Origin of the sequence: Caenispirillum bisanense, assembly GCF_039523075.1 — a bacterium.
Lineage (GTDB): Bacteria > Pseudomonadota > Alphaproteobacteria > Rhodospirillales > Rhodospirillaceae > Caenispirillum > Caenispirillum bisanense.
Map to the genome: position 1 here is coordinate 51,733 of NZ_BAAAEP010000001.1, position 14,742 is coordinate 66,474.

The 14,742-nt window shown below is 70.3% G+C and carries 11 protein-coding genes; 6 read left to right on the forward strand and 5 right to left on the reverse strand.

Annotation, left to right across the window (positions count from 1 at the left end; all coding sequences use genetic code 11):
* Nucleotides 1-20 precede the first annotated feature (20 nt).
* Both yiaY and adh read right to left on the reverse strand, forming a co-directional pair.
* A complete protein-coding gene (yiaY, locus tag ABD056_RS00240) occupies nt 21-1,172 on the reverse strand; it encodes an L-threonine dehydrogenase (protein WP_343863261.1) in 1,152 nt (383 codons plus the stop codon).
* 160 nt (nt 1,173-1,332) lie between these two features.
* Nucleotides 1,333-2,853 (reverse strand): aldehyde dehydrogenase, encoded by a 1,521-nt coding sequence (adh, locus tag ABD056_RS00245; protein WP_343863263.1) that lies wholly within the window; start codon nt 2,851-2,853, stop codon nt 1,333-1,335.
* A 275-nt stretch (nt 2,854-3,128) separates the two neighbouring features.
* On the opposite strand from adh, the gene ABD056_RS00250 reads away from it, so the two are divergent.
* Genes ABD056_RS00250 through ABD056_RS00265 form a run of 4 tightly spaced genes read left to right on the forward strand, consistent with a single transcriptional unit; the run spans nt 3,129 to nt 6,125 of the window.
* Nucleotides 3,129-4,319, forward strand: coding sequence for a sigma-54-dependent Fis family transcriptional regulator (locus ABD056_RS00250; RefSeq protein ID WP_343863265.1), 1,191 nt, complete (start codon nt 3,129-3,131; stop codon nt 4,317-4,319).
* Entirely contained in the window at nt 4,247-5,017 is a 771-nt protein-coding gene (locus tag ABD056_RS00255; protein WP_343863266.1) for a ComF family protein, read from the forward strand. Before ABD056_RS00250 ends, ABD056_RS00255 begins: the two co-directional genes overlap by 73 nt.
* 26 nt (nt 5,018-5,043) lie before the next feature.
* Nucleotides 5,044-5,298, forward strand: a complete 255-nt coding sequence (gene grxC / locus ABD056_RS00260) for a glutaredoxin 3 (RefSeq protein WP_343863267.1) — start codon at nt 5,044-5,046, stop codon at nt 5,296-5,298.
* Between the two features lie 8 nt (nt 5,299-5,306).
* A complete protein-coding gene (locus ABD056_RS00265; RefSeq protein WP_343863269.1) occupies nt 5,307-6,125 on the forward strand; it encodes a carbon-nitrogen hydrolase family protein in 819 nt (272 codons plus the stop codon).
* A 175-nt stretch (nt 6,126-6,300) separates the two neighbouring features.
* Here the strand turns inward: ABD056_RS00265 and rfbA are convergent, their stop codons facing one another.
* The 3 genes from rfbA to rfbB are packed head-to-tail and all read right to left on the reverse strand — an operon-like array spanning nt 6,301 to nt 9,130.
* Nucleotides 6,301-7,167 carry a glucose-1-phosphate thymidylyltransferase RfbA gene (gene rfbA / locus ABD056_RS00270; RefSeq protein WP_343863740.1) on the reverse strand — a complete coding sequence of 289 codons (867 nt, stop codon included), beginning with the start codon at nt 7,165-7,167 and terminating at the stop codon, nt 6,301-6,303.
* Between the two features lie 2 nt (nt 7,168-7,169).
* On the reverse strand, nt 7,170-8,069 hold the full coding sequence (rfbD, locus tag ABD056_RS00275; protein ID WP_343863271.1) for a dTDP-4-dehydrorhamnose reductase: 900 nt from the start codon (nt 8,067-8,069) through the stop codon (nt 7,170-7,172).
* On the reverse strand, nt 8,066-9,130 hold the full coding sequence (gene rfbB / locus ABD056_RS00280; RefSeq protein ID WP_343863273.1) for a dTDP-glucose 4,6-dehydratase: 1,065 nt from the start codon (nt 9,128-9,130) through the stop codon (nt 8,066-8,068). Before rfbB ends, rfbD begins: the two co-directional genes overlap by 4 nt.
* 258 nt (nt 9,131-9,388) lie before the next feature.
* Here rfbB and ABD056_RS00285 point away from each other — a divergent pair, with 258 nt between their 5' ends.
* Nucleotides 9,389-13,921, forward strand: coding sequence for a FecR domain-containing protein (locus tag ABD056_RS00285; RefSeq protein ID WP_343863275.1), 4,533 nt, complete (start codon nt 9,389-9,391; stop codon nt 13,919-13,921).
* 82 nt (nt 13,922-14,003) lie between these two features.
* The coding region (locus ABD056_RS00290) for an MFS transporter (protein ID WP_343863276.1) at nt 14,004-14,742 on the forward strand (739 nt) is incomplete at its 3' end.

The window sequence follows — 14,742 nt, forward strand, 5'->3', positions numbered from 1 at the left end:
AAGCGGGGGCGCCGGCCCGGTCAGGCGGCGGCGCGGAAGATGGCCTCGATGGCCGACTGGTCGGCCGGACGCGGGTTGGTCAGGCCGCAGGCGTCCTTCATGGCATTGGCCGCCAGCACCGGCACGTCCTCATCCTTCATGCCCAGTTCGGCGAGGCCGGCGGGGATGCCGATGTCCGACGACAGCGAGCGGATGGCGGCGATGGCCGCCTTGGCGCCGGCGGCATCGTCCAGGCCGCTGACGTCCACCCCCATGGCCTTGGCGACGTCCTTCAGGCGGGCGGCGGCGACGGGGGCGTTGTATTCCTCCACATGCGGCAGCAGCACCGCGTTGCAGACCCCGTGCGGCAGGTCGTAGTAGCCGCCCAGCTGGTGCGCCATGGCGTGGACGAAGCCGAGCGACGCATTGTTGAACGCCATGCCGGCCAGGAACTGTGCATAGGCCATGGCCTCGCGGGCGGCGAGGTTCTGCCCGTCGGCCACGGCGGTGCGCAGGTGGGTGCTGATCAGCTCCACCGCCTTCAGGGCGCAGGCGTCGGTGATGGGCGTCGCGGCGGTGGAGACATAGGCTTCCACCGCGTGGGTGAGGGCATCCATGCCGGTGGCGGCGGTCAGTCCGGCCGGCTTGCCGAGCATCAGTTCCGGGTCGTTGACCGACAGGATGGGCGTGACGTGGCGGTCGACGATGGCCATTTTCACGTGCCGCGCCTCGTCGGTGATGATGCAGAAGCGCGTCATCTCGCTGGCGGTGCCGGCGGTGGTGTTGATGGCGATGAGCGGCAGCTGCGGCCGGGCGGAGCGGTCGATGCCCTCATAGTCGCGGATGGTGCCGCCGTTGGCCGCCACCAGGGCGATGCCCTTGGCGCAGTCGTGCGGCGAGCCGCCGCCAAGCGAGATCACGCAATCGCAGTCGTCCTGCCGCAGCAGCGCCAGCCCGGCTTCCACGTTGGCGGTGGTGGGGTTGGGGTGGACGCCGTCGAACACCGTGCTGCGCACGCCGGCGCCGGCCAGCTGGTCCGCCACCTTGGCGGCAAGGCCGATGCGCGCCAGCACCGCGTCGGTGACGATCAGCGCCCGGCGATAGCCGTAGCCGCGTATACTGTCGACAGCCGTGGCGAGGCAGCCGGGGCCCATGAGGTTGAGGGACGGGATGAAGAATGCAGTCTGACCCATCGGTCATATCTCCCTTGGACGTGGTTCCAGCGTCATGATTTTTCTGACTTTGGAGTCCCGTGGCGGTGCAGCCTCTGCATCCGCCGCGGTCCTCGGGGAGGGAAGCTGCGGGCCGGTCCCTGCCTGATCCGGCCGGCCCGCAGAAAATATGGGGCTTTCCTCAGAAGAACCCAAGCGCCTTCGGGTTATAGCTGACCAGCAAATTCTTCGTCTGCTGGTAGTGGTCGAGCATCATGTGATGGGTCTCGCGCCCGATGCCCGACTGCTTGTAGCCGCCGAAGGCGGCGTGGGCGGGATAGAGGTGGTAGCAGTTGGTCCACACGCGCCCCGCCTTGATGCCGCGGCCGAAGCGGTAGGCGCGGCTGCCGTCGCGGGTCCACACGCCGGCGCCGAGGCCGTAGAGGGTGTCGTTGGCCAGGTGCAGCGCCTCGGCATCGTCCTTGAAGGTGGTGACGGCGACCACCGGGCCGAAGATCTCCTCCTGGAAGATGCGCATGGAGTTGCTGCCGTGGAACACGGTCGGCTGCACGTAATAGCCGCCGTCGAGATCACCGCCCAGTTTGGCCGCGCCGCCGCCGGTCAGCACCTTGGCGCCTTCGCCCCGGCCGATGTCGATGTAGGACAGGATCTTCTTCAACTGCTCGTCGGAGGCCTGGGCGCCGATCATGGTCCCGGTGTCGAGCGGGTTGCCCTGGCGGATTGCCTGCACCCGCGACAGGGCGCGGTCCATGAAGCGGTCGTAGATGCTTTCGTGGACCAGGGCGCGCGACGGGCAGGTGCAGACCTCGCCCTGGTTGAGGGCGAACATGACGAAGCCTTCGATGGCCTTGTCGAAGAACTCGTCATCGGCATTGGCGACATCGCCGAAGAAGATGTTGGGGGACTTGCCGCCCAGTTCCAGCGTCACCGGGATCAGGTTCTGGCTGGCGTACTGCATGATCAGCCGGCCGGTGGAGGTTTCGCCGGTGAAGGCGATCTTGGCGATGCGCTTGCTCGACGCCAGCGGCTTGCCGGCCTCCAGGCCGAAGCCGTTGACGACGTTGATGACGCCCTTGGGCAGCAGGTCGGCGATCAGCTCCATCAGCACCAGGATGCCGACCGGGGTCTGTTCCGCCGGCTTCAGCACCACGCAGTTGCCGGCGGCGATGGCCGGGGCGAGCTTCCACGCCGCCATCAGGATGGGGAAGTTCCACGGAATGATCTGGCCGACCACGCCCAGCGGCTCGTGCAGGTGATAGGCGACGGTGTCGGCGTCGATCTCCGCCAGGCTGCCTTCCTGGGCCCGGATGCACGAGGCGAAATAGCGGAAGTGGTCGATGGCGAGCGGGATGTCGGCGGCCAGCGTCTCGCGGATCGGCTTGCCGTTGTCCACCGTCTCGGCATAGGCGAGCTTTTCCAGGTTGGCTTCCATGCGGTCGGCGATGCGGGACATCACCAGGGCGCGTTCGGCGACGCTGGTGTGGCCCCAGCGGTCGGCGGCGGCATGGGCGGCATCCAGCGCCAGTTCCACGTCGCGTTCGGTGGAGCGGGCGACCTGGGTGAAGGGCTTGCCGGTGATCGGCGTCACCGAGTCGAAGTAGGCACCTTCCACCGGCGGCACCCACTCGCCACCGATGAAGTTGTCGTAGCGGGTCTTGAACTGCACGGGGGCGTCGGGCGAACCGGGCGCGGCATAGAGCATGGAGAACCCTCCCTGGGTGCTGTCTTTGGACGGTGCCCCTCTGCGGGGGCGAACAGCACGGTCTTCAGCACCCCGCATGCCAACTGCCAACCCCTTGAAACTTCAGCAATCGCCCCCGCTGCCCCCTGTCCCGCCGCGGCACAGGGTGTCCCGAAACGGGACAGAGGCGGGACACCTGTCACCTTTCCCTTGTCAGCACCGGCGGGGTCCGCAACACTTTGCGGAACGATGAAGGTGAGCCTCCACGCAGAGGCCCCTCGGGGAGGATGTCCCGCATGAGCACCGCACCGAGCCGTTCCCAGGGCTCCGCCCTGCGCCATGCCCGTCACCTGCTGGAGCGCGGCACCGTGCCGCCGCCCGGCATGCTCGACGCCACCGTCGCGCGCTCGTGGCAGCGCAGCGTCGAGGCCGGACTGATGCCCTTCGGCCGCCCCAACGAGGCGCACCTGATGGCCGACGGCCTCGCCCGGGCGGTGGAGCGGCGCCACCACCTGCTCACCCGCGCCCGTCCGGTGCTGGAATACCTGCACGCGCAGACCCGCGGCTCCGGCAGCATGGTGCTGCTGGCCGATGATCGCGGCTTCGTGCTCGACGCCCTGGGCGATGCCGACTTCATCGACCGCGCCGACCGGGTGGCGCTGCGCCCCGGCGCCTCGTGGCACGAGCACCATCGCGGCACCAACGCCATCGGCACCGCCCTGGCCGAGGGCGCGGCGGTCACCGTTCACGGCGGCGAGCACTTCCTGGAGCGCAACACCTTCCTCACCTGCTCTGCCGCGCCACTGGCCGGGCCGGACGGGGTGCTGCTGGGGGCGCTCGACATTTCCGGCCATTGCCGCAGCCGCAGCGCCCATACCGCCAGCCTGGTGCTGGTGGCGGCGCACATGATCGAGAACCGGCTGTTCGAGGCCTTCCACGGCACCGCCGCCGCCCGCCTGCGCGTCCATCCCCAGGCCACCGGCATCGGCACGGTGGCGGAAGGGCTGGTGGCGCTGGACGGCGGCGGCCGCATCGTCGGCATCAACCGGGCCGGCGCCGCCCTGCTGCGCATCGCCCCGGAAGACCTCGGCCGCACCGGCATCGAGGACGTGCTCGACCTGCGCCTTGCCGACCTGCTCGGCCATGCCCTGACGCCGCCGGGCGGGGTGGCGCCGGTGCGCCGCCGCGACGGCAAGACCCTGTTCCTGCGGCTGGACGGCGAGACGGCCCGCCCGGTCGCCGTCGGCGGCGGCCCGCGCCGCTCTGCCACCCGCGCCGCCCCCCCGCCCGCCCCCGCGGCGGCCCCCGCGAGGCGGTGGCGGAGTCGCGGGCGTAGGCGGCAGTGGCGGCGGCGCGGCGGTGGTGGCTTAATGGCGGGGCCGTTCATCGCCGCCGCTGCCGCCCGCCCGCCGCCATGCCCCGCCTCGCCCGCGCCCTGCTCGACCTTCTGCTGCCGCCGCGCTGCCTGTCCTGCGGGGCGGTGGTGAGCGAGCCGGGGGCGCTGTGCCCGGACTGCTTCGCCGCCGTCACCTTCCTCGGCCCGCCGGTCTGCGCCTGCTGCGGCGACCCCTTCGAGCTGGCGATGGAGGAGGGCGCCCTGTGCGCCGTCTGCATCGCCGATCCGCCGCCCTTCGCCCGCGCCCGCGCCGCCTTCCGCTATGACGACGGCTCGCGCGATCTGGTGCTGCGCTTCAAGCATGCCGACCGCACCGACTGCGCCGCCCCCTTCGCCCGCTGGATGCTGCGGGCGGGGCGGGAGCTGGTGCGCGATGCCGACCTGATCGTGCCGGTGCCGCTCCACCGCCTGCGCCTGCTGCGCCGCCGCTACAACCAGGCGGCCCTGCTGGCCCGCGCCCTCGACCGCCACGGCGACCGCCCCGGCCGCTATGCGCCCGACCTGCTGCTGCGCGCCCGCCGCACTCCGCCGCAGGAGGGACTCGGTCGCTCCGCCCGCCGCCTCAACATGCGCGCCGCCTTCGCCGTCGCCGATCCGGCGCGGCTGGAGGGGCGGCGGGTGCTGGTGGTCGACGACGTGCTCACCACCGGCGCCACCGTCGGCGAATGCGCCCGCGTGCTGCTGCGGGCCGGCGCGGCGGCGGTGGACGTGCTGACCCTGGCGCGGGTGGTGCTCGACCCCGATGGCGCGGCGGCGGAGACCGACTCGCCCTACCAGGCGTACCCATGACAGACCAACCACCCGGAGACAGCCGCATGGCCACCGTCGAAATCTACACCTCGCCGTTCTGCCCCTACTGCACCCGCGCCAAGCAGCTGCTGCAGAGCAAGGGGGTCGATTACAAGGAGATCGACGTCATGATGCACCCCGACCGCCGCCGCGAGATGGAAGACCGCGCCGGCCGCCACACGGTGCCGCAGATCTTCATCGACGGCACCCACGTCGGCGGCTGCGACGACCTGATGGCGCTGGACCGCAAGGGTGGCCTCGATCCCATGCTGGGGGCGTGAGGGGCGCCATGACCGTCTTTCGCGCCGCCTGCCTGCAGGTCAACGCCGGCCGCGACATGGCCGCCAACATCGATGCCGCCGCCGCCCTGGTCCGTGAGGCCAGGGCCAACGGTGCCGACCTGGTGCTGATGCCGGAGAACGTCAGCATGATGGAATGGGGGCGGGAGAACGTGCTCGCCAAGGCCATGCCCGAGTCGGAGCACGCGGCGCTCGCCGCCTTCCGCGCGCTGGCGCAGGAAACCCGCCTGTGGCTGCACTGCGGCTCGCTGGCGGTCGCCCTGCCGTCGGGCAAGGTGGCCAACCGCACCTATATGCTGAACCCGGCCGGCGAGATCGTGGCGCGCTACGACAAGATCCACATGTTCGACGTCGATCTGGGCGAGGGCGAGGTCTACCGCGAATCGGCGACCTTCGAACCCGGCGACCGGGCGGTGGTGGTGGATCTGCCGTGGGGCGGGCTCGGGCTGACCATCTGCTACGACCTGCGCTTCCCGCACCTGTTCCGCACCCTGGCGCAGAACGGGGCGCGGTTCCTGACCGTGCCGGCCGCCTTCACCCGCCCGACCGGCCTGGCCCATTGGGAAGTGCTGCTGCGCGCCCGCGCCATCGAGACGGGCTGCTGGGTCTTCGCCCCGGCCCAGACCGGCGAGCACACCGGCCGCCAGACCTGGGGCCACGCCCTCATCATCGCGCCGTGGGGCGAGGTGGTGGCCGATGCCGGCGAGTCGCCGGGGATCATCTATGCCGATGTGGACACTGCGGCGGTGGACACCGCCCGCCGCAAGGTCCCCTCCCTGAGCCACGACCGGCCGTTCACGCTGGGGTGAAGGGGGTGGGGGACGGGTAAGAGGCCGGAAATGCCCTCGGTGTGTCGCTGATGCAGGCCAGGTAGATGCGAGGATTGAGGCCTTCCGCCCGTCCGGTCGGCAACCCGGCCGGTGGCGGGCCGGGACTGTTCATGGGCTCAGAAGTGAGCCCGGAATATGACGGAAACTTTTGTCCTCAATCCTCGGTCAGACGCTTCAGGTACTGACCGTAGCCGCTCTTCAGCATCGGAGCCGTCAGCGTCAGCAGCTGCTCGCGGTCGATGAAGCCCTTGCGGAAGGCCACTTCCTCGACGCAGGCGATCTTCAGTCCCTGTCGCCTTTCCAAGGTCTGCACGAACGACGAGGCATCGCACAGGCTGTCGTGGGTGCCGGTGTCGAGCCACGCGAAGCCGCGGCCCAGCTGTTCCACGGTCAGGGTGCCGCGCTCCAGGTAGGCGCGGTTGACGTCGGTGATCTCCAGCTCGTCGCGCGGCGACGGCTTGACGGCGGCGGCAATGTCGATGACGTCGTTGTCGTAGACGTAAAGGCCGGTGACGGCAAAGTTGCTCTTCGGCGCCGCCGGCTTTTCCTCGATGGAGACGGCGCGGCCCTGCTTGTCGAACTCCACCACGCCGTAGCGTTCCGGGTCCGACACCCAGTAGCCGAACACGGTCGCCCCGCTCGGCCGGGCGACGGCGCGCTCCAGGATTTCCGGGAAGCCGTGGCCGAAGAAGATGTTGTCGCCGAGGATCAGCGTCACCGGGTCGCTGCCGACGAACTCCCGCCCGATCAGGAAGGCCTGGGCGAGGCCGTCGGGGCTCGGCTGCTCCGCGTACCGGATGTTCAGGCCCCACTGGCTGCCGTCCTCCAGCAGTTCCTGGAAGGCCGCCGAGTCGCGCGGGGTGGTGATGATCAGGATGTCGCGGATGCCGGCCAGCATCAGGGTCGACAGCGGGTAATAGATCATCGGCTTGTCGTAGACCGGCATCAGCTGCTTGCTGACCACCTTGGTCGACGGATAGAGCCGGGTGCCGGAGCCGCCGGCGAGGATGATGCCCTTCATGGTCATGGTGCGCTGCCCTCCTTGCCCAGCAGCTCGTCGATCACCTCGGCCAGGGCGTCGCGCCACGGCCGCGGGACGATGCCCCAGGTGCGTTCGATGGCCGTGCAGTCGAGCACGGAATTGGCCGGCCGGGTGGTCGGCGTGGGGTATTCGGCGGTGGTGATGGCCTCCACCTGCGGCACCTTGCGGCCATGGCGCGCCGCCAGATCGAAGATGGCGCAGGCGAAGGCGTGCCAGGTGGTCGGCCCGGCGCCGGCGAAGTGGAAGGTGCCGAAGCCGTCGCGCCGGCCGGCGGCGATGCCGTCGCACAGGGTGACGATGGCCCGGGCGATGTCGCCCGCCGCCGTCGGGCAGCCGTGCTGGTCGGCCACCACCCGCAGGGTGTCGCGCTCGGCGCCGACCCGCAGCATGGTCTTCACGAAGTTGCCGCCGAACGGGCTGTAGACCCAGGCCGTGCGCAGGATGACGTGGGCCTCGGGCAGCGCCTCGCGCACCGCCTGCTCGCCCGCCGCCTTGGAGGCGCCGTAGACGCCGAGCGGCGCCACCGGATCGCTCTCCACCCAGGCGCCGTCCTTGCGGCCGTCGAACACATAGTCGGTGGAGATGTGGACAAGGGCGGCACCGGCGGCGGCGCAGCCCTCGGCCAGCGCCCGCGGCCCGTCGCGGTTGACGGCGAAGGCGGTTTCGGCGTCGCTCTCGGCCTTGTCGACGGCGGTATAGGCGGTGGCATTGACCACCACCGCCGGCGCCTGCTCGGCGATCACCGCCCGCACCCGCGCCACATCGGTGACGTCGAGCCCGAAGCGGTCGAGGATCACCGGCCGCAGCCCGGCGGGCCAGGCGGCGCGCGCCAGTTCCCTCCCCACCTGGCCGGTGGCGCCGACGATCAGCACCTTCTTCATGACGCCGTCGTCGACTGACCCAGGCGCTGCCCGGCGTAGGTGGACTGGTTGACGCTCTGCCACCAGGCGCGGTTGTCGAGGTACCACTGCACCGTCTTGCGCAGGCCGCTCTCGAAGTTCTCGCGCGGGTTCCAGCCAAGGTCGCGGCCGATCTTGCCGGCGTCGATGGCATAGCGCATGTCGTGGCCGGGGCGATCGGTGACGAAGGTGATGAGATCCTGGCGGCAGCCGATGCGGGCGTCCGGCTCGATCTCGTCGATCAGGTCGCAGATGGCGCGCACCACGTCGATGTTGGTCTTCTCGTTATGGCCGCCGACGTTGTAGCTCTCGCCCAGCTTGCCCTCGTTGAGGACCAGCCACAGGGCGCGGGCGTGATCCTCGACATACAGCCAGTCGCGCACGTTCTCGCCGGTGCCGTAGACGGGCAGCGGCTGGCCGGTCAGGGCCTTGATGACCATGAGCGGGATCAGCTTCTCGGGAAACTGGAACGGGCCGTAGTTGTTGGAGCAGTTGGACGTCACCACCGGCAGGCCGAAGGTATGATGCCACGCCCGCACCAGATGGTCCGACGACGCCTTGGAGGCGGAATAGGGCGAGTTCGGCGCATAGGGCGTCTCTTCGGTGAAGAGGCCGGTGTCGCCGAGGGTGCCGTAAACCTCGTCAGTGGAAACGTGGTGGAAGCGGAAGCGGGCGCGGCGCTCCTCCGGCAGGGCGCGCCAGTAGACCAGCGCCGCCTGCAGCAGGGTGTAGGTGCCGACGATGTTGGTCTCGATGAAGGCGCCCGGACGGCCAATGGAGCGGTCGACATGGCTTTCCGCCGCCAGATGCATGATGGCATCGGGCTGGTGCTTTTCGAGGATCGCGTCCATGGCGGCGCGGTCGCAGATGTCCGCCTTCTCGAAGGCGTAGCGCGGGTTGCCCTCCACCATGCGGATGGCGAAGGGGTTGGCGGCATAGGTCATCTTGTCGACATTGACGACGGCCGCATCCGTCTCCTCGATCAGGAGGCGCACCACGGCGGAACCGATGAAACCGGCACCGCCCGTAACCATGACTTTCACGTCCGAAGCTCCTCGCGGGACATTGATGCACCCTTACCGCGCTTTCCCCGGGCACCTCAAGCAGACACTCGGGCGAGGGTTTCTCCTTCCCGGCGGCTGTGACTTTTAGTTTCCGGCCGGCAACCCTGTTCATTCGGAGGAGGACATACGACCTATAGCATATTAAAAGTCGCTCTAAGTGTCGTTCGGGGGAGCGACGATCCAGCCGGAAGTCTGACGACCGGTCGCATCTCCATTGGTCCCGAGGGGGGAGTAGACATGACGGCCACCGCCACCGCCACGCTGCCGAAAGCGACCGCCGAGGCCGGCTTCGACCACATCGTCGACGCCGCCGGCGGCAGCGCCCCCCTGCCCGATGCCGCCACCCTGCTGCACGGCACCTACAGCCGCCTCGGCACCGACCTGGTGGTCGAGGCGCCCGACGGCAGCCGCACCCTTGTCACCGGCTTCTTCGCCGGCGGCCGCCCGGCCGACCTGACCGGCCCCGGCGGCGAGGTTCTGGCCGGCGGCGTGGTCGCCCGTCTGGCCGGCGGCGCCGGTCCGGTGCAGGTGGCCCAGGCCGGCGGCGGGGCGGAGTCGCTGCCGCAGGCCCAGCCCATCGGCATCGTCACCCGTACCGACGGCGAGGTCTTCGCCATCCGCGGCGACGGCACCCGCGTGCAGCTGCAGAGCGGCGCCCAGGTGTTCCAGGGCGACGTGGTGCAGACCGGCGCCGACGGCGCCATCGGCATCACCTTCGCCGACAACACCGAATTCTCCCTCGGCGCCGGCGGCCGCATGGTGCTGGACGAGATGATCTACGACCCCGACAGCGGCCAGGGCAGCAGTTCGCTGTCGCTGGTGTCGGGCGTGTTCTCCTTCGTCTCCGGCCAGATCGCCAAGACCGGCCCCGATGCCATGCAGGTTAAGACGCCGGTGGCGACCATCGGCATCCGCGGCACCAAGGGCGTCATCCGCGTGCAGGAAGGCGATCCCGGCAGCGACGGCGACACCCCGGTCAGCATGGAAATCGCCCTGCTGGACGACGGCGAGATCGTGGTGCGCCTGCTGAACGGCCAGATGCAGACGCTGAACACCATCAACACCGGCCTGCAGATCACCAACTTCGCCGCCGCCGATGCCCTGCTGGGCGGCGGCAATACCTCCGTCCGGCTGTTCGTGGTCGATGCCGCCTACATCGCCGCCAACCCCGACCTCGGCCGCACCCTCAACTACCTGCCGTCGGCCCAGCCCGGCCAGTACGACACCCCCGCCGGCTTCAACCTGGCCCCGGCCGGCGACGGCCCGCAGCTGCCGGGGCAGACGGCGCCCGGCACGCCCGGTCAGCCGCAGACCGGCGGCCAGATGCCGGCCACCGGCTCCGGTGGCGGCTTCGAGTCAGTCGGGCCGGTGCGCGTCACTCTCGGCGCCGACCAGCTGCGCGAGATCCTCGGCCAGCGGCTGAACGTCGGCGAGAAGGACCTGACCAACATCGTGTCGGTCATCCGCACCCTGGAGCCGGTGCGCAGCGAGCTGCCGCCGGTGCTGACGCCGACGGCACCGGCCCAGACCGGCGCCCCGTCCGTGGCCGAACCGTCGCCGACCACGCCGGTGGTTACGGCCCCGCCGCCGCCCACCGCCCCGACCACCCCCAGCACACCCACCACCCCGCCGCCGACTACGGGCGGCGGTGGTAGTGGTGGCGGCAGCACCGTCACCCTCACCGGCCGGGTGATCGACCCCTACGTCTACGGCGCCAAGGTGTTTGCCGACGCCAACGGCAACGGCAGCTGGGATGCCGGCGAGGCCTATGGCTACACCGATATGAGCGGCCATTTCTCGCTGACCGTCTCGGCCCTCACGCAGCTTGCCACCTACGGCGGCACCGACACCATGACCGGAGTCGGGCTGCACTTCTCGCTGATGGCGCCGGCCGGCTCCACCGTCGTCACGCCGCTGACCACCATGATGCAGGCGCTGATGGCGGCCAACCCGTCGCTCACCCGCGCCCAGGCGCAGGAAAGCGTGCTGCAGATGGTCGGCCTGTCGACCGCCGCCATCGGCGGGCTCGACATCACCACCGTCAACCCGCTGGCGCTGATGGAGGCCGGCAGCAGCGCCGCCGCCGCCCTGGTGGCGGCCGGCATCCAGACCGCCAACGTGTTTGCCATGGTGGCGGCGCTCAACCCCGGCAGCGGCGTCAACGCCGCGCTGGCCGCCGCCGTGGTCGCCAACGCCGGCACCCCCGGCCTGTTCACCAGCGCCGGCGCCGCGTCGGCCCTGGCCTCCTTCCTCATCGCCGCCGCCGGCCTGTCGCCCGACGACGCCACCGCCCTGGCCGGCATCCTGCAAAGCCTGAATGCCGCCGTCGACCCGTCGCAGGGGCTTGACCAGATGGTGCGGGTGGCCATAGTCGCCCAGTCAGAGGCCACCGACGTGGTGGCGGAATCCCTGGGTAATCTTGCCTCGGTCGCGGGCGAGTTCTCCGGCACCAACCTGACGGACAAGGTGGCGGCCGCCAGCCCGTGGGTGACCCTGACCGGATCGTCGGTCACCGGCACCGACGGCCGCAGCCACATCATCATCGGCACCGGCGGCAACGACACCCTGATCGGCGCCGACCGCCCTGACCGCATCACCGGCGGCGACGGCCACGACCTGCTGCGCGGCATGGGCGGCGCCGATACCCTGGACGGCGGCGCCGGCAACGACACCCTGGAAGGCGGCAACGGCGCCGACATGCTGTTCGGCGGCGACGGCGACGACGTGCTGCGCCCCTTCGGCGCCGACACCACCCCCGGCAGCAGCCCCGACCTGGTGGTCGGCGGCGCCGGCATCGACACCCTGGACCTGGCCGGCTACGGCACCGGCGTGATGGTGACCCTTGGCCTCTACGCCTCCTATGACGGCTATGTCGGCGAGGTGATGTGGCTCGACATCCCCATCGCCACTCTGATCGGCATGGAACGGGTGATCGGCACCGCCTACAACGACATCCTCACCGGCCTCGGCTACGACGGCATGGGCTACTGGGGCGAGGGCCCGTCCCCCAACGACACCCTGGAGGGCGGCGCCGGCGACGACACCTACATCCTCACCGCCGGCAACGACGTCATCATCGCCGGCCAGGGCCACGATACCGTGGTGGCCTGGACCTCTACCGACAGCTGGAACGGCAAGACCAGCGGCGTCGACATCACCGGCGCCACCCGCTCCGGCTCCGACCTGCTGCTGCAGACCCACAGCTACGACCGCGCCTCCGATTACGTCGTCACCGTCCGCAACGCCTTCGGCAGCGGCGACCTGTCGGTGAAGTTCGACATCGACGGCGTCGACCGTACCGTGCGGCTGCTGCAGACCACCCTCGGCCAGACCTCCATCTCCGGCAGCGGCGATTTCGTCGGCGACCTCATCGTCGGCAGCGACCTCGCCGAGTTCATCATGGAGGTGGAGGAATACGGCGGTTCCGGTGACGACATCATCTTCGGCAACGGCGGCAATGACACCATCCACGCCGGCGGCGGCCACGACTGGATCCACGGCGGCACCGGCAACGACCTGCTCTACGGCGAGCACGGCAACGACACCCTGATCGGCGGCAGCGGTGCCGACACCCTCTACGGCGGCTCGGGCAATGACCTGCTGTGGCTGGACCCGGAAGACACCCTGTTCGGCGGCACCGGCACCGACCTCATCGGCCTCAAGCAGAGCCTGATGGGCACCAGCACCGTCAACCTCGCCACCCTGCTGCCGCACCTCGCCTTCGCCCGCGGCATGGAAGGGGTGCTGCTGGACGGCCAGGGCATGGCGCTGCAGGTCAGCAACGACGCCCTGGTGACCCTGGCGAGCCAGTGGGGCGGCTCTTACACCCTGATCGTGCACGGCGGCAGCGGTACCAGCCTGCAGGCGGCCGGCGTCGGCGACGACGGCTGGGATTTCGTCAGCTCCTACGACCTGGACGGCGTCTGGGTACGCCAGCTGCACAAGTCGGTCGACGGCATTTCCCTCACCCTGCTGGTGGAGGACGGGGTCGACACCAGCGCCCTCACCACCGGCGGTGGCAACGGCGGCCCCGCCATCAGCTGGGTCGCCGGCGGCATGGGGCTCTGGAGCAACGCCGCCAACTGGGACGGCGGCGTGGTGCCCGGCGACGGCGACAGCGTGACCTTCGGCATCGAAGCCGGCGGCACCTATGACCTGCACTCATCCATCACCCTCGACACCCTGGTGCTGCGCACCTTCGCTAGCCTGACCGTTTCCGGCGCCTCCATGGGGGCACAGGTGCTGGAGCTGGAAGGCGGCCTGAGCGTCGGGGCAGGCCTGACCTTCAACGCCCACACCCTGAACTGGCAGGGCGGTGCCATCGCCGGCGACGGCCAGGTGATCAGCCACGATGTCACCTTCGGCTCCGATGGCAGCCTGCGGCTGGACGGCTACCTGCGGCTGACCGGTGACATCTGGATCAACGGCGAAACCACGTTCACGGGCGACGGCACGCTGAACCTGAACGGCAACATGCTGACGCTCGACCTGGACGGGGACACGCCCTACCAGTTCACCAACTTCGGCAGCATCGGCGTGCAAAACGTGCTCCGCCTCAGCTTCGAGGACAGCGAGGCCAACACCATCCTGATGGACGAAACCATCGTCAACCGCTTCGGCGGCGAGTTGCGGGTGAAGCTGGATCCCGACGACACCCTGCTGCTGGACGGCTTCGTCGAGGATCCCGATACCATCGATCCTGAGGGTTATACGATCTACGTCCACGATGACGGCGCCAAGTTGCTGGTGTCGGGCGGGATAGTGGGGTGATCTGACCCGGTGGTGGCGCCGCCGCGGCGGAGGCCCTATGCTGCCGGCAACCGCCTGCCCACGCCCCGGAGGATGCCGCCCCGTGTCGAGCCCGCCCGAGCCCGCCGCCGCCCGCCCGCTGACCACCCCGGCGGTGGCGCCGCCGCCCCGCCGGTCGGCAACCGTGGCCTGGTGCCTGTATGACTGGGCCAACTCCGCCTATCCGACCGTCATCGCCACCTTCGTCTTCGCCGCCTACTTCACCCGCGGCATCGCCCCCGACGAGATCGTCGCCACCACCGCCTGGGGCCATGCCATGGCCGCCTCCGGCCTGCTGATCGCCCTGCTGGCGCCGGTGCTGGGGGCGGTGGCCGACCAGACCGGGCGGCGCAAGCCGTGGCTGGCCGGCTTCACCCTGGTGTGCATCGTCTGCTCCGGCCTGCTGTGGTTCGCCGCCCCCGACCCGAGCTGGATGCTCTACGCCCTGGTGCTGGTGGCGCTGTCCAATGCTGCCTTCGAGCTGGGCATGGCGTTCTACAACGCCATGCTGCCCGACGTCACGCGGCCGGAGCGCATGGGCCGCGTCTCCGGCTGGGCGTGGGGCCTCGGCTATGCCGGCGGGCTGCTGTGCCTGGTGATCGCGCTCAAGGTCTTCGTGCAGGCCGACCCGCCGCCCTTCGGCCTCGACCCGGCGCAGGCGGAGCCGGTGCGGGCGACGGTGGTGCTGGTGGCGGTGTGGTATGCGCTGTTCGCCTGGCCGCTGTTCGTCTTCGTGCCCGACCGCCCGCGCGCCGCCGGCGCCGCCATCAAGGAAATGGCCGACAAGTCCTACATGGACGCCT